This window comes from Thalassotalea sp. G2M2-11 (genome assembly GCF_017168195.1).
Classification (GTDB): Bacteria; Pseudomonadota; Gammaproteobacteria; order Enterobacterales; family Alteromonadaceae; genus Thalassotalea_E.
On sequence record NZ_JADNYL010000002.1, the window covers coordinates 502,402 to 520,369 of the forward strand.

Sequence of the window (17,968 nt, forward strand, 5' to 3'; positions counted from 1 at the left end):
ACTTTTCTTAAATTGTATTAGCACAGACACAAAGCCCAAATGAACTCATTTGGGCTTTTTTATTTCTCGCTTTTTGTATCTATTTGGCATCACTATATTTCAAGCAAAAAAATAGCGCCACAAGGCGCTATTTGTATAGGATTCTATATTAAAACGGCATTTTCATGCCTGGAGGCATTTGCATACCACCAGTGACTGAACTCATTTTCTCTTTGTTGGCTTCTTCAACTCTACGCACTGCATCGTTAAACGCAGCGGCGACTAGGTCTTCAACCATTTCTTTATCATCTTCCATCAAGCTTTCGTCAATATCAACGCGACGCACACTATGGCTACCTGTCATCGTAACTTTAACCATACCAGCACCCGCTTCACCGGTTACTTCCATTTTGGCAATTTCTTCTTGTGCCTTTGCCATTTTTGCTTGCATCTGTTGGGCTTGTTTCATTAAGTTGCCCATGCCACCTTTCATCATAATGTTTACTCCAAAGTTCTGTTGCCGCCAAAGATAGAGCTTAACGAGGTAAATATCAAGTCACAGTTAACGTGCAATGATAGTTTTTTCATCGAGCTGTGCTTGAAATTGCTCTTGCAAAGCGATCACTACATCGTCTTCTAACAATAAGGCTTTGGCATAATCATATCGCTTATCATTGATATGTTCTTGAATTTGTGTCGGATCATCAACCGTTTGTTCAACAATACGTATTTCAACATGCATTGGCCGTTCAAAATACTCAGAAACAAACTGTTGCAATTGTTGGTGTGCTACTTCTGTTTTTAAATGTTTTGTCGATTGATTTAACGATAATACTAATGAATCAGCAGATGATTCGGCTTCAATAGTCGCATTTAATGCTAATTGCCTTAAACGACCATTAAGCGCCATAGCATCAATCATATTCGCCCATTTATCGACTTGATTCGCTTTTTTTACCTTACTCGGATCTATGATCTCTGGAGTAAAGGGCTGATCAGGTATTGAGGTAATGTCAGGTACATCTTCTGCTGGCTTTTTCTGTTTAATTTGTGTGGTTTGTTGACGCTCATCTGCGTCTTTAGACTTTTTTCCCTTTGTCTCCAGTGCTTTTTTTCGACTACGCAACATATTGCGATTTGCTAAAATAGCATCAATTGGGGAAGCCTTTGACGGCTCCTCAGCAGGCGTTTCATTGCTTGATGATTGCTCAAGTCGATCTTGGGAAATACTTGGCTGGTTTGCTCTTTCAGGTGATTCTAAAGGTAACTCACTCGAAAGTGTGTGTGCTGCTGTTGGTTTATGTTCATCATGACTAACTGGCTCAACGGCATCTGAAAATTCTTGCTGAGCCTGTTGCTCCAATGACAGCATTTCTTGGGCTAAGTTGGCTTCAATTGCGACTTCTGTTGAAGTCTCAGTCGCAGCTTCATTTACTTGAGGCGCCAACGGCTGAGAAGAATGTTGCGATTTGTCGAGATCAGCTTCTGATGTCGAGGGTGCATTCAAAGCTTCGGGAGCACTATCAACAAAAGAAGCCGCTGCAGTTATTTCAGTCTCAGCAAGCTGAACATCGTCGAATTCACTAACAGGTGAATGATTATCTATAGTTTGCTCATTATGCTGATTATTAGCTTGTGGTGCGATTTGAGGCTTAAATGCTAACAGCCGTAATAGCACCATATCGAATGCGGCTTGTTCATCTGCTGCATAAGGCAGGTCTTTACGGCCCTTTAGCGCAATCTGATAGTATAACTGCACATCTTCAGGCGACATACTTTGACTGAATTTTTTCAGTAACGTGTTGTGCTCAGGGGATAAATCAAAGTGAGTATCAACCACCTGAACCATTGCCACTTGATGCAATAGCTGTATCAGCTCTGCTAATAGTCGCCCGTAATTAGGAGCATAGCTTGCGATTTCTTGTGATAAAGTCATTAACTCTTGCGCATCTTGTTTAATTAGCGCAATCAGTATCTTATACACCCAGTGATGATCTACGCCACCTAACATTTGCTGAACATTAGCAAGGTTAATAAAACCTTGCCCTTGGGCGATGGCTTGGTCAGTTAGGCTTAAACAATCACGCATACTGCCTCGAGCAGCCTTTGCCAATAAGCTAAGTGCCATGGCGTCAAACTCTACCTGTTCCGCATTTAATATATGCTCAAGTTGTTTGGTGATCTGCGGTATTGATAAGGCTTTTAAGTGAAACTGTAAACAGCGTGATAACACGGTCACAGGTAATTTCTGCGGATCTGTCGTCGCTAAAATAAACTTAACGTGTTCAGGAGGCTCTTCCAAAGTTTTTAATAGTGCATTGAAACTACTACGCGATAGCATATGTACTTCATCAATAAGATAAACCTTATAGCGTCCCCGCGTTGGTTTATACTGCACATTATCTAATATTTCTCTGGTATCATCGACCTTAGTGCGAGAGGCGGCATCGATTTCTAACAAATCAACGAAGCGGCCATGATCAATATCGACACAAGCATCACATTGACCGCAAGGCGTTGCAGTGACTCCTTGATGACAGTTCAAGCTTTTAGCAAAAATACGAGCGATGGTGGTTTTTCCCACCCCTCTTGTTCCAGTAAATAAATAGGCATGATGAAGTCGCTGTTGCTGTATCGCATTGGTTAATACGGTAACAACATGCTCTTGCCCCATTAATTCCTGAAAATTTTTCGGACGCCACTTTCTAGCTAAAACTTGATAACTCATCGAGATTAATTACTCACCTTCATATGCTAATAACGCTGTAACATTAAGCCCTAACTCTTTTAAACGTTTTTCACCGCCTAAATCAGGCAACGAGATAACAAATGCTGCATCTGTCGTTTCAGCACCTAAACGTCTAATAAGTTTACTGGTAGCTTCAATAGTACCACCTGTTGCCAGTAGATCATCAATTATCAACACTTTGTCATTTTCAGTTAATGCGTCCACATGTATTTCCAGTACATCAGAGCCATACTCTAATTGATAATCTTGAGCAAATGTATCACGAGGTAACTTACCTGGTTTTCGTACAGGAACAAAACCTAAGCCCATTTTAATCGCTAATGGCGCACCAAATAGAAAGCCCCTTGCCTCTGTACCAACTATTTTAGTAAAACCTTGATCTTTGAATTTATCAGCCAGTAATTCAATGGTTAATTGAAAGGCTTCAGCATCATCGAGAATGCCAGTAACGTCACGAAATAAGATCCCTGGTTTGGGATAATCTTTAATGGTGTGAACCGCACTTTTTAAAAAGGAAATTTGACTTGTTTTCATATTTAACAATGTAATAACTATTTTATTGTTAAGAATATAAGAAAACGGGCAAAGATTATAGTGACTGGCGAAGAGTATTTGCAGGAAGTAAGGTTTTTAATGTTTGATAGAACAATTCTTGTTCGATTGGTTTTGCAATAACCGCATCAAACAATGGGTATTCCGCAAGCGCTTCCACATCAGATAAATCTTGAGTGGACATAAAAATTAACGGGGTTTGTTTGGTTTCAACTTTTGATTTCAAGTTCTTAGTCAATTGCACACCATTCATCAATGGCATCAAGTGATCAACAACGTAAAGATCAAATGCAGCTGATTGCGCTTTGGTAAAAGCATCTAAACCATTCGAGGCTGTTTGCACAGTGATCCCCCATTTACCTAGTAACTCTGTTAACAGAGTTAATACAGGAGATTTATCATCAACTACCAAAGCATGCATTATTATTCTTCTTATTTATTAGTTTAAAACTGTTAACCAGCCCATCAACATTGGTAATAAAGGTGCTGCAAATAATGCGGCTAATGCTGCAAACAAATGACGTTTTGATGAGCTATCTTTAAAATTATCATGATGTGACATCTTTTACTACTTCCTAATAAACTACAAAATGAACGGCGCGGATTCTAGCTTATTTAGGCAGTTATAGATAGTGATTTTTGATCTAGATCAATTATTTTTCATATGACAAAATTAGTGGATATAAAAAAACCAGTCATTCGACTGGTTTTTTTAGTTGAGGAAATCTAACTAAATAGCTTTTCCTTTACGCTGTGCAGTATCTTTTATATAGCTCACCCAACCCCGTGCACTTTTACGAGTTTTAGGGTCTTTCATTGCTTTTTGAATCGCTGCATAGGCGGCTTTATAGTTACCTAAGTAGAAATTAGACTCAGCAATTGCCATGTAAGTTCTACCTTTGTTTTTAACACCAAGCTCAATCGCTTTGTTAAGTGCAACAACGGCCTTCTTAAACTGCTCGTCTTGTGCCAGTAAAGAACCTTGCTTACCATAGTGTTTAGCTTCATTTGTCATTTTAGCTAACTGACCATAGTATTTTGCTGCTTTATCAATATTTTTCGCAGCATGCCAAGCATTTGCCAGTGATGCGATATTTTTATCATCAGGCTTAACTAAACCTGAATCAATATGCTTCTCTAGCAACATTGCAGATTTATATGGCATTTCACTTTGTGCATATAAACTCGCTAATGTTCTTATCTCTGACTCTTTCTCAAGATATCCTTGCTTATAAGCTAACTCTAAGGTTGCCATACCGCGCTTATAATCTTCAATCAATAGATAGAAGTTACCTAATTGTTTCCAAAATGCTTTTTCTTCTGGAAACAATTGCACAGCAATTTCAAGCACATCAACCGCATTCTTATACTGTTTACGCTCATAATATGAGGTTAATTTAAGTATGTATGGGTTTTTATTATGCTTGTCGCCATAAGCTGCAATTGCCTTATCAGCTGGTGTGATCATCTTATCTAGACGCTTAAGTTCATAATTGGCATTTGCAATTTTAACCCAAGTATCACCATCTGACTTACAAGTGAAGTCCATCCAAGCATAATAGTTTTTCAACGCACCTTCATAAGCTTTAGTTTGCATTTGAAGATCAGCTAATAGCTTGATTGACTCACCTTGGTCTCCTTCATTAAGCATATCAGGAGCAACAGCTTGCTTTAAATAGCGAATAGCATTGGCTTCATCGCCTAATGTGGCATACATAACAGCAATATAACGCGCAAGGATAGCTTTATCGTATTCACCTTTGGCAGTGATTTCTAACAATAAAGCTAAGGCACCTTTTACATCATCAGCAGAGTAAAGCTCGAAAGCCTTACCCACTTTTTTACCAACTGACGGCCCCATGATCTGGGTTTTACGTTTAGGTTTATCAGCACAACTGGTATCAGTATTTGCCGATGCAGGTAAATTAACTAAAGCTAAAGAAGCTATTAATGTAAAAGATGTAAATATCTTATTCATTTTTAATTTTCCCCCATCTTAAAGTCTAATTGAACCGTTAAACCAGGTTGACGCATAGCTTTTCCATCAACAACTTTTGGCTTGTACTTCCACTTACGTAGCGCACGTTTAGCTTCACGATCAAACACACGTTTTGGTTGCGAGTCGATTACTTCAACATCTTCTACACCACCAATTTCATTGATAGTAAACGACAGTTTTACCCAGCCCTCTTTACCATCACGTGCTGCTTGTATTGGGTATTTTGGCTCAATACGTACAATCGGTGTTGCATCGCCGTCTCGTCCAAATCCCGCACCTGGTGCTGAAATACCCGCATTAGCACCAGCTAACTGCACACCTGGCATATTAAACGTTAACCCACCGGTATCAGCGTTTGTTTCAGGCTCTGGCGCTTGAGGCTTAGGCGGCGTTTTAGGCGGCGGTGGCGGCGGTGGCGGCACACGACGTCTTTGCTCAGCTGCTGATTTAGGCGGCGTAGTGTTTACTTCTACAATAATGTTTTCTAGTTTTTCTTCTTCTCGACGATCACCGCTAGAGATAAGAAAAGCCATAAAGGAAAACAGTGCAAAAGTAACAGCTGCGCCTAGTAGTATTGATACTAATAAGCGAACCATATAACTACCCCTTAGCTGCAGCGATAGAGATTCGGTCGATGCCCGCTTCTTTAATTGCATCCATTACTTTAACAACTACACCATGTTTAGCGTCTTTGTCAGCCTGAACAATAACAACTTCACTTGGTTGTTCAGCAAGTAACTTCTCAATATTTGCAGCTACACGCTCAATATCAACGCGACGCTTGTCTAACCAAATTTCACCAGTGTCTTTCACCGCGATGAAAATGTTTGCTGACTTTTGTTTAGACTGATTTGCCGCTTTAGGTTTATTAACTTCAATACCTGCTTCTTTAACAAAAGAAGTGGTTACGATAAAGAATATAAGCATGATAAATACGATGTCTAGCATCGGCGTCATATCAATTGCCGCTTCTTCCTCTTCACGAATACGTTTACGTGCCATTCTAATCTCTCTCTAGTGATGAGGTAAACTGTCAACCAGTTTAGCCTTTGCTAGTTTAACTTTCGCGTCTAATCTTGAACTAAAAAATACCCCTGATAATGCCGCAACCATACCCGCCATCGTTGGGATTGTTGCCATTGAAATACCAGATGCCATTAGACGAGGGTTACCTGTACCTTGTTGAGCCATGGTTTCAAATACTGAAATCATGCCCGTTACTGTACCCAGTAAGCCAATTAGTGGGCACATTGCCACTAAGGTTTTAATCGTAATCATGTTACGTTCAAGTAATTCTGCCGTTTCGGAGATCCATGTATCTCTAATACGATGTGCATACCATGATGTAGTATCAGTTCTAGCGTCCCATTTGGCGATAATATCATCGCGCATTTTTGGGTAAACAGATGCTAAGAACCAATAACGCTCTACCATCATAATCCACATCAATAAGAGAGCAAAGGCGACAAAGTAAAGTACGTTACCGCCAGTTGCAATAAAACTCCTGACAGATTCTACAAGCTCTATCAGGAATAACATTACTTAGACTCCTTCTCTGCGATTTCAGCAATTAAACCAGCACTTTGCTCGTCTAACTTGTGAAGCACAGACTTACTACGACCAGCAACAATGCTGTGTACTAAGATTAATGGTAAAGCAGCAATTAGACCTAACGCAGTAGTTACAAGCGCTAATGAGATATTACCTGCCATGATTTTCGGGTCACCTGTACCAAACAATGTGATCGTTTGGAAAGTTAAAATCATACCGATAACCGTACCTAATAGACCCATAAGTGGTGCGATTGCAGCAAACATCTTAATTAAGCTAATACCACGATCAACAGTTGGTGTTTCACGTAAAATCGCTTCATCAAGTTTTAATTCTAATGTTTCAGCATCAGCGTCTTTGTTTTCTTGATATACCGTTAATAAACGACCTAATGGGTTGTTTGTATTAGGCTGATCCATATTCTTCTGTTGAGCTTTCATTTTCGAAGAAACAGCACTTAAAACAATGACACGCTCTAAGGCAATTAATAGACCAATAATCAACAATACAGTGATTGCATAACCAACTGTACCACCTTGATGATAGAATTCTTCCAATGTTTTCTTACGCGTTTCTAACGTTAAGATAGCGCCACGAGAAGGATCAAGATATACCGGAGCATAACCAGACGTTTCACCAAAGAAGTCAGAAGCAGTGTCAGCAATATAGCCTGCAGGTTGTTTCGCTAGCGGCTGAATTTGACCAACTTCATCGTTGTAGTTCAAATAACCATTTGCAGAAACAAGGTTAAATGTACCGATACGCGTGATTGTTTCTGTTGATTTAGTGCCGTCTAAGTTAGTCACTTCAGCAGAGAACTGTGAAATTTCACCTGATTGCGTCATTTCTGTTTGTAAAGCAAACCATAACTCTTCTAGTTGCTCTAATTCAGGAATTGCTTTTGCATTTGCGATAGCGTCTAATGCTTCACCACGACCTGGGTACTGAGCACTAACAATTGAAGTAGCAATTTGGCCATAAGCATCAGCGGCTGCAGCACGGCTTACACCGAACATTTCACCTAAGGTACCTTTAGCGTTGTCTAATTCAACTTCTTTTTGCGCTAACTTAATTTCGTTGTCAGCATATTCTTTGGTTAAACGCTTGTTACGCGCTTGCTCATCAGCTAACTGTTTTTTCGCTTTGTTTAATAACGCTTGCTTATCAGCACGAGCAGACATAAATTCTGCTTCACGTTTTTTATCAATTTTAGCTTCAGAAAGACGATCCGACTTTACTTGCTTTAGTAGTTCATTTAAATCGTTTGCACTCGCTGAAGCAGTCATACCTGCTGTCATTGAAGCTGCAAGCAATACAGAATTAATTACTTTTTTCATTATTGGGCTCCTGCAGCAAATACTGGTAATTTAGTTAAATCTAATGGTAATTGTTTACGTGCCATGCGGATACCGTCAGTGATAGGCTTAGTATATTCATCACCTAACTCTTCCCATGAACGCGTTTCATTATTCCATACCCAAGAGTTTTTCATATCAAGTGACTGAGCAACAAAAGATACACGGCCCATGTGTAAGAAATCAGCCGTTAATTTTTGGCCACCTAAATCGATTTCACCTTGATACACACCGAAAATAGTACCGTAGTTAGCTTCAATCTCATACGCTTCTAACACCAAACGGAATTGCTCAGAAACAGAAACATTTGAGTTACCCATTACATCACGTAAGCCTAGAATACGCTCACGACGTGCTTCAATGTTCATTGGTACATCTAATTCAACAAACTTTTCTAATGTATCAATCATCTTGTACATTAGAGGAACAACACCTTGCTTAGTTTTATCAATACCATCAATTTGCTTTTGCAATGACTTGATGTTGGCATTTTGATCATCAACCATCAGCTGAACATGATCATTGTATTGAGATAAAATTTCCGCTTCATCTACTGTTTGACGATACTCTACTAACAAATCGAGCGTTTGATCGTAAATATTATCGATCTTCTTTTGCGATCTTTGAGAAGCAGTAAAATTCTTTGCTTCAGCTTTGTGTAGTTCAGTTAATGCATCTGCAGAAGCGAAGTTGCTTGCTGTTAATGCTAATGAGCCAATAATCGTCGATGCGATTAGGCTTTTTTTGCTTAATTTGGACATAGTTCCCAACCATTGCTATTGAATTTTGATAACAAATAATATTGTTAACGCAAATTTAATAATCTGCCATTTTTTAAGTTTTTATTTCTCTAGAATAAAACCATGCAATATTCCCAGACGACATAGTTGATGTCAACTGAACATAGTAAAAAGACAGTTAATTTAAATATAAATGAATAAATTAACTTTCATTGTAACAATAAAACAACAAGATTTTATCTTGTTATTATCATAAACAGTAATACCACCTCTTAATACTATGAGAATATATGCTGTTTATGTTTTACTAATTCATTCGTAGTAAGTCAAATTTAATTACAATTATCTTTAATAAATATACTGTTCATATGGTCAACTCAGAGAATAAAATACGCCAAAAAACACAATCAAACAAATAAAAATCAATAACTTACAACTTATCGCCATTCTCTTGATTCAAAATGTAAAAATTTCGCAATATTCATGGTTTGACAAATCAGTTCCCCAAAGAAAGATAAATTCATTGTTCCCATATCAAAGGTTTTGAAACAACAATTTATTTGAATTCGGTTTAACAACATTTCTTTTTATAAATGAAGGCAACTTACGCTAATCAAGTGCAAACAGCGCAGTTTTATTCGTCCATTTACCGTATTCTATGATAGACTGCCGCGTTTACATTTCACTTTCAGGTTTTGCCCTATTCGATGGAAGTTGTTCTTGATCTTAATTTATGGATAACACTTTGCAGTGTTGGCTTTTTAGCTGGGTTAATTGACGCTATTGCTGGTGGTGGTGGTATGTTAACCGTTCCTACCCTACTCACTGCAGGGCTCCCGCCACATATTGCACTGGGTACTAATAAACTAGCCGCTACTTTTGGCTCGTTTACCGCATCTGTGACCTTCTATCGGAAAAAGCTATTTAATATAGTTTTTTGGCGCACATCACTTATATTTACAGCAATAGGCGCAACCATTGGTGCATTAACGGTTCAATTTTTATCGGTGGAGTTTTTAGACAGATATTTGCCTATTTTAATTATCTCAACAGCAGTCTATACCTTGCTGACAAAAACTGTTGTCCATTACCAAAGTACACTGCCAAGCTCTTCAAAAGCGCTACATGGCAAACAAGCAGTACAAGGCACCCTACTTGGTTTTTATGATGGCGTGGCTGGCCCAGGAACAGGTGCCTTTTGGACAGCTTCATCCAGTGCACTATATAAAATAAACTTACTGTATAGTTGCGGTGTCGCCCGCTGTAATAACTTTATCAGTAACTTTTGCAGTTTAGTTACTTTTATCTACCTTGGGTATGTTAATGTACTATTAGGGCTAGCGATGGGAGTTTTTATTATGCTAGGTGCTTGGGTTGGGGCTCACTGGGCAATCAAGTTAGGTAATAAGTTTATCAGGCCTGCTTTCGTTATCATCGTTATTGTCATGTCAGTCAATTTAACTTACCAAGCATGGCTGAGTTAACCTATTATGATCACACAACACACGATAGCACGACTTCATCAAGTTCTGGAGAACTTGCATAGCCAAGCCAACGAAATTGATCAACAAAACAAGCAGAATAAAGCCTTTTCTTTTCGCAAAGATACGCCGCTTTTTTCAGAAGCTTTATTTCACAGTCATAGTGAGTATTTCGTGCCCTATGTCAACGAAGTAAAAAACAAAGTTGCAGAGCTTGCTCTATTATTAGAGCAGCATCAACATCAATTCTCAATAGAGCGCTTACAAAAGGTTGAGCAGCAAATCTCGGCAATTATTAATGCGATTAAATCGAATCAAACCCTTAATAAAACTTCAGCCAAACAATTCGCTATCAATCAACAAAGAAAATATAAATTAGCAGCACAATCTGTCATTGCCTCCTCACAAGCATTACACCAAAAACTAGCTGAAACCTTTGAATTTGAGCGTCGACTTCAAGTGATGTTAGATGAAAAGCAAAAACAATTGTTAACGACAAAGCATCAACAAACCATAACGAATGAGATATTAGTCTTACACCAGCGATTAGGTCGCTGCCGTCAAGCAATATCTAAACTTGAACGGCAAATCGAAATGAGTGAGAAGCGATAACGTACTCTTATATGTAAGAAAATCGACATAAAAGTATTCGCTTTTTTATGCATCTGACGGTACGCTTAAAGAAAAATAATGACTTTTATAGAGGCTAAAAAATGAAAATATCTGACGATATTCATAATTATTATGAAAAGCTGGTAATAGAGCATTTTGAAGCGTTAAAGCTAGACAGTAAATATGATGCTAATTTTATCGCCGATCTTACGTGCGTTGTACTCAATCAACTACCAACACGTTATATACGTCATGAAGTTGATATGGCTTTCTATTTACCAGCATCTGAACGCTTTGAAATGGAAAGTAAAGTTAAAGTAGCAGTAAGCAAGTCACTCGAATTTATGAAACTGCATAACGAAGAGTAATACGGTTCTTAAATTAAACTAGTATCGATAAACAAGTGCTCAAGTAAGCTAGCTACTTGTTTATCACTATCTTTAAAGCTAATTCCTACGTTGACTCGCCCTTTAATATTACGGCTATTACAAACCACAGCAGGGATGCGCATCTCACCGATTGCATAATGAGAGATACAGACAAACACTTCACGTTGTTTGACTAACGTTGATGCATTTTCTGCTTTAAAGGTAAAGCCACATCCTTTTAACGATAAGTCTGCAATAATGCCGTTAATTTTAACATTACTTTTAGCTGGTTCATCTAAAGAGATTGCTGCCGGTAAATGCGTGGTAATACGTTGATGTGTTCTCAGTTGCCTGTTTTCAATTTTTTCAGGATAAGATAATATGATAAATTTCTCAGGCGCTAACGTAATATGACGAATACTTGACTTAAAAGCAAAGCAACAGCCTTTATCTCCTTCAAGCAAATAGCGCACAACAGCAACATTCCCTTCCACTAATACATCATTGTATTGTTTAGGAGTTACCACATTGGGATATTTCAAAATAATATACTTGCCCTGCTCATAACCCACTAACACTAGCTTTAATCGAACTTGAACTGGATGATTGATTTGTAAATCAACTGTTTGACCGGGCATTAGCTCAAAAAGGTCCTGAACCTTTTCTGCTTGTGATAATGGTTGCAATGCAATATCAGACATCTGCATTCCTTAATTATGGCTACCTCACCATATTAACAAGAGAAAAAAATATAACAACATCTATTAAACAAACCAACCTTAGACCATTCACAATAGTTACAAAGAAAGCTTTTCTCTATAAAAATAAGTATGAATAACAAAATATATCAAATATTTAGCTGAATACTGTATCACTTAGGTTGACGAATAAAAGGGGGTAGGAATAAGTTGTGGTGGTAACCCAATCAGCCACACTCCGGCACATGAGTCGTCTGCTGCGGTTGCTTCCTTCCGGACCTGGCCGAGTTCACAGAGTATCATTGCGAAGGGACCGAAGGGGTCACCATAATGATGCTAAATCTTCTAGCGGCGTGATTATCGCTAATCGGTAGAGGCGATGCAAGTAGTTCCCACACAAATCAAACCAAGTGAGGATTTTTTGCACAAACCCCAGCATATAATGACTTAATTTGGCTCAGAGAACCGTCAATATCATCACTGACTTGCTGAGCACTCATAATAGTCACTTCTTTTTTACTAAAATCTAAGCTGATGGGTACAACTGGCACCTTAGCTTGTTGAGCAATGTGTAAGAAGCCCTTTTTCCATTCCACCGTTTTACTTCGTGTTCCTTCTGGAGCAAGACCTAATATCATTTTGTCGCTACGATTGAATAAGGTCACCATTTGCCCAACAATACCATGTGGGTGCGAACGATCGATACCAACTCCACCAAGCTTTTCCAGCAACCACTTAAATGGGCCGATAAAAATACTTTTCTTACCCAAAAAAGTTACCCTAATATTCAAGGAAAACATCACTAACAAGCCAATAATAAAATCCCAATTAGAAGTATGGGGAGCAACAATAATCACAAATTTGCTTTGTTTAGGCAATTGCCCTTTTATCTGCCAATGAGAAAGCGATAATAACTTTTTTGCACACCAATTCAGCACAACAAAATTATTTCTAGGCAGCTGTTCAGGTACGTAAGGCAACAATAAGGTTAATCCCGTTCTCTGGATATTTTTTCATTAAGTTCGAGAAGCACGGATTTAATAACCAATAAATTCTCTTTGCCTAGTCTCAGCATTAATTTATCCGCATCATCCAAGTTTTCAATGTCTTGATCTTTATACTGATACATAACACTTGGACGGACTAACTCTAAACGCTCTTTTGGTATTTCCATATCAAGTACCTTAGTGATAGCGTCTTGCAATATGTCAGTGAAATCTTCATCTGGATAACCTAATTCCCGATATGCTTCATCCACTAGAGGTTTCAACTCATAATACCAACTCACCAGAGTTTCACTATCTACTGAACGTAATAAATCAACGTATAAACTAAAACGACGAGATGATGTTTCATCCCATTTGAGTACGACTTCATCATTTTCATTTATTTCTTTCGCGCTAAAAGCACTATTAGGCTTAATTAACGGGCTATGTTCATAGGCGACAATGCCTTGCGAAAAGTTATCCGTAAAAACGACAAAACGGCGGATCATATCGTCATCAATGACCAACTTTAACAATTCTTTTCGCCAAGTGATTGAAGGCAACTTCTCTTTTAACCAATCATCACTTTCATCTAAGGTTGGCAGTAATGGCTCTGGCTCTGTGGTTGTCTCTGTTTCTGGTAATCGTGCATCCGGCAGTTGGTCAAGGTCAACCTCTGGCTCAGCAGGTTCAGGTAGAGGCTCTGGTTCAACCGGTGCAGGATCAATATATTCAACAACTTTAGGTTCCTCAATGGTTGGCTTTTTAGGCGGCTCTTGCATAATGTAATAAGCAACAATACCAGCAATGGCTAGGACAATAATGCCAGCGATTAACCACCAAGAAGTTGAAGTAGACTGATTATTTTCCATACTAACCTTAATTTAACAACACGAGGAAAGAAAAACTTTACACCTTAAAAGCTATAACTCTATTGCAACGCTTTTTCAGCTCAGTTGCAAGTGAGAATTTATCATTTGATACAATTTATTGTGCGACATCATATTCCCCGTTTATCTCCTGAAACGGGGTATGAAAAGTAGTCATTATACCGCATCACTTTGATTTTCTGGCAACGCTTTGATAAATGCGGGCAACTGGTTACAACGTTCAACGATGGCGGTAATTAATGGATAAGGTCTCATATCCAACTTAAAGCGGTTTGCATTATACACTTGAGCAACCAAACAAATATCCGCTAACGTTACTGTATCACCAAAGCAATATTGGCCACTTGTATGCACCAGCTTTTGTTCAAATGCAGTAAAGCCTTTATCCATCCAGTGGTGAATCCAAGTAAGCTTTTTATCATCTGAAACATTTAATTCATTGGTTAGATATTGCTGAACTCGCAAGTTATTGACAGGATGGACTTCACAAGCAAGATCTAAAGCCAATGCTTGTACCTGAGCTTTTTCTTCAATTGTCTCGGGATATAACGAAATACTTGGGTATTTAGCTTCCAAATAATCAATAATTGCGAGCGATTGATTTAATGTGACATCACCATCAACTAAAGTTGGCACTAGATGTGTGGGATTCAGTTGAGTGTATGCTAATGAGTGCTGTTCTCCACCATCTTTGACTAAATGCACCGCAACAGAGTCAAATTCAAGCGCTTTAAGGTGTAAAGCAATACGTACTCGATATGCAGCAGATGAGCGCCAATAACCATATAGTTTCATAAAATTTCTCTAAAATTTAAAAGTATGCAAATGCTAAAACAAGTATGAGTAAACACCAACAGCCCAGTCAAATTAACTAACAAGTAGCGTGTTATTGATTGTTTACGTCACGCTTTTTATTCTTTCTTACTAAATTTTAACGGTTTTCTTATTGATGTCGTATTCCCGTAATTTATTGGCAATAGCGGTATGACTTAACCCTAACTTTTTCGCTAATTGTCGAGTACTCGGATAAGCAGGATATAATTTTCTCAATAGATCCGCCTCGAAGCCTTTAACAGCAGCATCTAAAGTGCCTTCAAATTCTTGTTCTAAATAACCATGTTCTCGGGTATAAGCAGGTAACTGCAAATGACTTGTTGCTATTTCATTCCCTTCCATTAAAGAGACTGCTCTAAGTAAAACATTTTCTAATTGCCTAACATTGCCCGGCCATGGGTAATGCTCAATAAAATCGCGACAATCATCTGACATATGTATCGCTGACTTACCAATTCGCTGTCCATATTTGGCAATGAAAAATTCAGCTAATGGGATAATATCGGTTCTTCTCTCACGTAATGAGGGAATATTTAATCCCAGTACGTTCAAACGATAATAGAGATCTTCTCTAAACTCTCCTTGAGAAACCATGGCCAACAGATCATGATTAGTCGAACCAATGATCCTGACATTAACCGTGATCTCGCGTTCATCATCAACGCGCCTAAAATTACCGTCTTGAATTACTCGTAATAATTTAGTTTGCAATTTTGGCGACATTTCCCCCACTTCATCAAGAAAAATAGTGCCGCCATTTGCCAATTCAAATAGGCCTTTTTTACTATTGGGGCTATTCTCTGCACCTGAGCCAAATAACTCGGTTTCAGCAGCTTCATCGGGCAATGATGCACAGTTTAATGTCATGAAAGGGGCTTTCGCTCGATCACTTGCAGCATGACAAGCATGAGCAATAAGCTCTTTGCCAGTGCCAGTTTCGCCAACTAATAACATGGACGAATCAAGTTGTGCCATACGCTTAGCTTCCCGGATCACTTTACGCATTGCGCCGCTATTGGCATGGATGCCAGCAAAGTTATTTTCATTGGCTTGCTTAAAGGCACTGATCTGTTGCCCAAGCCTTGCTTCTGATTTCAAAATCAGTACCGCACCCGCTAAAATTGCTTTTCCAGAAGCATCATTGACATGAATCGGCAAAATATCTGCAACATAATCATCATCAACAAACTTAATACGGCGAGTTTGCGCTAAGACTTCATCCCCTTCCAGCCAACGATTAAAGTTAAACCCTTTTAGCCACTGACCGACATGCTCACCAACAATAGATTCTTCGTCACAACCAATCAAATTGGCACTAACATTATTAACGATACGTATTTGACCTTTAGCATCGATAGAAACAAAGGGATCGGGGAAGGTTTTAATTAAGGTCGACAACTCATTTTGTTCACGCTCTGAAGGCATATAAGGCGTGGTTTTTACATCGAATACCCCTTCAATCAAACGCAACTTTGGCATAAAGCTTTGCAGTTCAGAAAAGTCCAAATCAGGAATATTTATAAAAATTTTACCCGGCTGTTTGAGCTCAATCCCTCTGAGATCTATCGCTCGTTCAACAAAAATACTTAATACATCTTGGGCAATCCCTACTCGGTCATGACAACCTATTTCTAAACGCATTTATTGTTAACCTTTTCATTTTATAACCAACACTCTATTGTAAACTATATTTTACAACAAAAAAAACCCCCTAGTGGTAGGAGGTTTTAGTTAATAAATGTAATAAAATGTAACGCTAAGCTTGTACGCTTTTAGAAGATGGGAGCTTTGTTTAACTACAACAGCTCATCTGTTTTAGCGGCACAAATAAAGTCATTCTTATGTAAGCCTTTAATTGCATGCGACCACCAAGTGACCGTGACTTTACCCCACTCTAATAAAATTGCCGGATGATGAAATTCGGCTTCAGCCAATTCAGACACTTTATTAGCAAAGGCCCATGCCTGCTTATAATTCTTAAACTTGTAGACACGTTCAAGCATCATAATACCATCACGGACTTCAGGTACCCAATCAGGTATTTGCGCCATTAATTGTTGTAACTCTTCTTCTGTGACTTTCGGTGCGTCCGCATGACATGCTTCACACTGTTGCCCTGATAATTGAGAACTCATAATACTTCCTTAACTTGCTATTTTTGATTCTTTTGGAGGAAACTTGGCTTCAAATAATCCAAGCGATTTTGCTTGTTCAACCATCGCCATGATCTCTTCGATTTCATGCTCTCTAATGAGATCTAAATCACTGACTTTGGTTAATGTATAGTATATCGGTTGCATAATATCGATACGATAAGGTGTTCTTAATACATCTATTGGATTTGACACATCCAATGATTTTCTTTCAACCGTAGGGTCATTCAAGGCGTAGTCAGTTTCACTGGGTGATGATAATATGCCTCCGCCATAAACTCGTAAGCCTTGTGGCGTATCTAATAAACCAAATTCGACAGTAAACCAATATAAACGCGCTAAAAATACCCGTTGTTCTTTGCTAGCGTGAAGCCCCATTTTGCCATAGGCTTCGGTGTAATTAGCAAATGAAGGGTTAGTTAATAATGGGCAATGACCAAATATTTCATGAAAAATATCCGGCTCTTGCAAATAATCAAATTCTTCCCGAGTACGAATGAAGGTTGCCACGGGAAATTTCTTTTCTGAGAGTAACCTGAAAAATTCACCAAAGCCAATAAGTGCTGGTACTGGCTCACATTGCCATCCAGTGGTTTTACGTAAAACTTCACTCACTTCCTCTAATTGCGGAATTCTATCTACTGGAAGGTTTAGCTTTTCTAACCCCTCAATGTACTCATCACAAGCCGTCCCCTGAATACAGGAAAGCTGACGGGTGATCAACTCTTGCCATATCTGATTTTCTTCTTCAGACCAATCAATAATGCCATTTTCATTTGGCACTCTTGATACATATTTTGTCGCTTTTGCCATGCTGTTAACCTTATAAACTACTCAGCTAATAACACTTGATCACTTAAATTATTATCATTTATGTAAAATGTGATAAGCGTTAACAACTAAAACTCTGTGTAGCACTGCTACCTTGATAACTTCATAATAAGCTAAGCGTGAGGCAATAACACCAAACAAAATTTGGTCACTTTATGAACAGCATGATTTTTTGTATAAATATATTTCC

The 17,968-nt window shown here is 38.5% G+C and carries 21 protein-coding genes and 1 other RNA gene; 3 read left to right on the plus strand and 19 right to left on the minus strand.

All coding sequences use genetic code 11. The annotated features are described in order from the left end of the window. Positions 1–148: 148 nt before the first annotated feature. The 11 genes from IV514_RS08120 to IV514_RS08165 all read right to left on the minus strand — a co-directional run bounded on the left by IV514_RS08120 (position 149) and on the right by IV514_RS08165 (position 8,946). Positions 149–478, minus strand: a complete 330-nt coding sequence (locus IV514_RS08120) for a YbaB/EbfC family nucleoid-associated protein (RefSeq protein WP_206485284.1) — start codon at positions 476–478, stop codon at positions 149–151. Between the two features lie 63 nt (positions 479–541). Continuing rightward, the gene (gene dnaX, locus IV514_RS08125) at positions 542–2,707 is read right to left on the minus strand and encodes a DNA polymerase III subunit gamma/tau (protein WP_206484448.1); all 2,166 of its coding nucleotides are present in this window, start codon (positions 2,705–2,707) and stop codon (positions 542–544) included. Between the two features lie 9 nt (positions 2,708–2,716). After that, on the minus strand, positions 2,717–3,262 hold the full coding sequence (apt, locus tag IV514_RS08130) for an adenine phosphoribosyltransferase (protein WP_206484449.1): 546 nt from the start codon (positions 3,260–3,262) through the stop codon (positions 2,717–2,719). A 55-nt stretch (positions 3,263–3,317) separates the two neighbouring features. Continuing rightward, positions 3,318–3,701, minus strand: coding sequence for a response regulator (locus IV514_RS08135; RefSeq protein ID WP_206484450.1), 384 nt, complete (start codon positions 3,699–3,701; stop codon positions 3,318–3,320). 18 nt (positions 3,702–3,719) lie between these two features. Further along, positions 3,720–3,842, minus strand: coding sequence for a hypothetical protein (locus IV514_RS17615; protein WP_277601495.1), 123 nt, complete (start codon positions 3,840–3,842; stop codon positions 3,720–3,722). Positions 3,843–4,010: 168 nt separating this feature from the next. Beyond that, positions 4,011–5,258, minus strand: coding sequence for a hypothetical protein (locus IV514_RS08140; protein WP_206484451.1), 1,248 nt, complete (start codon positions 5,256–5,258; stop codon positions 4,011–4,013). A 2-nt stretch (positions 5,259–5,260) separates the two neighbouring features. After that, on the minus strand, positions 5,261–5,875 hold the full coding sequence (locus IV514_RS08145) for an energy transducer TonB (protein WP_206484452.1): 615 nt from the start codon (positions 5,873–5,875) through the stop codon (positions 5,261–5,263). A 4-nt stretch (positions 5,876–5,879) separates the two neighbouring features. Next, positions 5,880–6,281 (minus strand): biopolymer transporter ExbD, encoded by a 402-nt coding sequence (locus tag IV514_RS08150; RefSeq protein ID WP_206484453.1) that lies wholly within the window; start codon positions 6,279–6,281, stop codon positions 5,880–5,882. A 12-nt stretch (positions 6,282–6,293) separates the two neighbouring features. Further along, positions 6,294–6,818 (minus strand): MotA/TolQ/ExbB proton channel family protein, encoded by a 525-nt coding sequence (locus IV514_RS08155; RefSeq protein ID WP_206484454.1) that lies wholly within the window; start codon positions 6,816–6,818, stop codon positions 6,294–6,296. Continuing rightward, positions 6,818–8,167 carry a MotA/TolQ/ExbB proton channel family protein gene (locus IV514_RS08160; RefSeq protein ID WP_206484455.1) on the minus strand — a complete coding sequence of 450 codons (1,350 nt, stop codon included), beginning with the start codon at positions 8,165–8,167 and terminating at the stop codon, positions 6,818–6,820. Before IV514_RS08160 ends, IV514_RS08155 begins: the two co-directional genes overlap by 1 nt. After that, complete coding sequence (locus IV514_RS08165) at positions 8,167–8,946, minus strand: DUF3450 domain-containing protein (RefSeq protein ID WP_206484456.1); 780 nt, start codon at positions 8,944–8,946, stop codon at positions 8,167–8,169. Before IV514_RS08165 ends, IV514_RS08160 begins: the two co-directional genes overlap by 1 nt. A gap of 686 nt (positions 8,947–9,632) precedes the next feature. Between IV514_RS08165 and IV514_RS08170 the strand changes: the two genes are divergently transcribed. From IV514_RS08170 to IV514_RS08180, 3 genes are all read left to right on the plus strand, one after another. Beyond that, the gene (locus tag IV514_RS08170) at positions 9,633–10,409 is read left to right on the plus strand and encodes a TSUP family transporter (protein ID WP_206484457.1); all 777 of its coding nucleotides are present in this window, start codon (positions 9,633–9,635) and stop codon (positions 10,407–10,409) included. A 6-nt stretch (positions 10,410–10,415) separates the two neighbouring features. Then, positions 10,416–11,018 carry a primosomal replication protein PriC gene (priC, locus tag IV514_RS08175; protein ID WP_206484458.1) on the plus strand — a complete coding sequence of 201 codons (603 nt, stop codon included), beginning with the start codon at positions 10,416–10,418 and terminating at the stop codon, positions 11,016–11,018. 101 nt (positions 11,019–11,119) lie between these two features. Continuing rightward, positions 11,120–11,386 (plus strand): late competence development ComFB family protein, encoded by a 267-nt coding sequence (locus tag IV514_RS08180; RefSeq protein WP_206484459.1) that lies wholly within the window; start codon positions 11,120–11,122, stop codon positions 11,384–11,386. 8 nt (positions 11,387–11,394) lie between these two features. Here IV514_RS08180 and IV514_RS08185 read toward each other — a convergent pair whose 3' ends face one another. The 8 genes from IV514_RS08185 to phhA form a co-directional block, all read right to left on the minus strand. After that, positions 11,395–12,087 (minus strand): PilZ domain-containing protein, encoded by a 693-nt coding sequence (locus IV514_RS08185; RefSeq protein ID WP_206484460.1) that lies wholly within the window; start codon positions 12,085–12,087, stop codon positions 11,395–11,397. Between the two features lie 219 nt (positions 12,088–12,306). Further along, positions 12,307–12,403, minus strand: an RNA gene (gene ffs, locus IV514_RS08190) — signal recognition particle sRNA small type. Positions 12,404–12,485: 82 nt separating this feature from the next. After that, on the minus strand, positions 12,486–13,022 hold the full coding sequence (locus tag IV514_RS08195) for a lysophospholipid acyltransferase family protein (protein ID WP_346776905.1): 537 nt from the start codon (positions 13,020–13,022) through the stop codon (positions 12,486–12,488). Positions 13,023–13,072: 50 nt separating this feature from the next. After that, positions 13,073–13,942: a DUF3014 domain-containing protein gene (locus IV514_RS08200; protein WP_206484461.1), complete on the minus strand. Its 870-nt coding sequence runs from the start codon at positions 13,940–13,942 to the stop codon at positions 13,073–13,075. Positions 13,943–14,116: 174 nt separating this feature from the next. Then, on the minus strand, positions 14,117–14,755 hold the full coding sequence (maiA, locus tag IV514_RS08205; RefSeq protein WP_206484462.1) for a maleylacetoacetate isomerase: 639 nt from the start codon (positions 14,753–14,755) through the stop codon (positions 14,117–14,119). 129 nt (positions 14,756–14,884) lie between these two features. Next, entirely contained in the window at positions 14,885–16,435 is a 1,551-nt protein-coding gene (tyrR, locus tag IV514_RS08210; protein ID WP_206484463.1) for a transcriptional regulator TyrR, read from the minus strand. Between the two features lie 155 nt (positions 16,436–16,590). Beyond that, positions 16,591–16,929: a 4a-hydroxytetrahydrobiopterin dehydratase gene (locus tag IV514_RS08215; protein WP_206484464.1), complete on the minus strand. Its 339-nt coding sequence runs from the start codon at positions 16,927–16,929 to the stop codon at positions 16,591–16,593. Between the two features lie 9 nt (positions 16,930–16,938). Further along, positions 16,939–17,760, minus strand: coding sequence for a phenylalanine 4-monooxygenase (gene phhA / locus IV514_RS08220; RefSeq protein ID WP_206484465.1), 822 nt, complete (start codon positions 17,758–17,760; stop codon positions 16,939–16,941). Positions 17,761–17,968 lie beyond the last annotated feature (208 nt).

Coding starts and splice junctions, on each gene's coding strand:
- IV514_RS17615 (WP_277601495.1), bottom strand. CDS start 3,842: ATGTCACATCATGATAATTTTAAAGATAGCTCATCAAAACGTCATTTG.
- IV514_RS08160 (WP_206484455.1), bottom strand. CDS start 8,167: ATGAAAAAAGTAATTAATTCTGTATTGCTTGCAGCTTCAATGACAGCA.
- IV514_RS08200 (WP_206484461.1), bottom strand. CDS start 13,942: ATGGAAAATAATCAGTCTACTTCAACTTCTTGGTGGTTAATCGCTGGC.
- IV514_RS08215 (WP_206484464.1), bottom strand. CDS start 16,929: ATGAGTTCTCAATTATCAGGGCAACAGTGTGAAGCATGTCATGCGGAC.
- IV514_RS08150 (WP_206484453.1), bottom strand. CDS start 6,281: ATGGCACGTAAACGTATTCGTGAAGAGGAAGAAGCGGCAATTGATATG.
- apt (WP_206484449.1), bottom strand. CDS start 3,262: ATGAAAACAAGTCAAATTTCCTTTTTAAAAAGTGCGGTTCACACCATT.
- IV514_RS08165 (WP_206484456.1), bottom strand. CDS start 8,946: ATGTCCAAATTAAGCAAAAAAAGCCTAATCGCATCGACGATTATTGGC.
- phhA (WP_206484465.1), bottom strand. CDS start 17,760: ATGGCAAAAGCGACAAAATATGTATCAAGAGTGCCAAATGAAAATGGC.
- IV514_RS08185 (WP_206484460.1), bottom strand. CDS start 12,087: ATGTCTGATATTGCATTGCAACCATTATCACAAGCAGAAAAGGTTCAG.
- IV514_RS08145 (WP_206484452.1), bottom strand. CDS start 5,875: ATGGTTCGCTTATTAGTATCAATACTACTAGGCGCAGCTGTTACTTTT.
- maiA (WP_206484462.1), bottom strand. CDS start 14,755: ATGAAACTATATGGTTATTGGCGCTCATCTGCTGCATATCGAGTACGT.
- tyrR (WP_206484463.1), bottom strand. CDS start 16,435: ATGCGTTTAGAAATAGGTTGTCATGACCGAGTAGGGATTGCCCAAGAT.
- IV514_RS08140 (WP_206484451.1), bottom strand. CDS start 5,258: ATGAATAAGATATTTACATCTTTTACATTAATAGCTTCTTTAGCTTTA.
- IV514_RS08135 (WP_206484450.1), bottom strand. CDS start 3,701: ATGCATGCTTTGGTAGTTGATGATAAATCTCCTGTATTAACTCTGTTA.
- IV514_RS08155 (WP_206484454.1), bottom strand. CDS start 6,818: ATGTTATTCCTGATAGAGCTTGTAGAATCTGTCAGGAGTTTTATTGCA.
- dnaX (WP_206484448.1), bottom strand. CDS start 2,707: ATGAGTTATCAAGTTTTAGCTAGAAAGTGGCGTCCGAAAAATTTTCAG.
- IV514_RS08170 (WP_206484457.1), top strand. CDS start 9,633: ATGGAAGTTGTTCTTGATCTTAATTTATGGATAACACTTTGCAGTGTT.
- IV514_RS08180 (WP_206484459.1), top strand. CDS start 11,120: ATGAAAATATCTGACGATATTCATAATTATTATGAAAAGCTGGTAATA.
- priC (WP_206484458.1), top strand. CDS start 10,416: ATGATCACACAACACACGATAGCACGACTTCATCAAGTTCTGGAGAAC.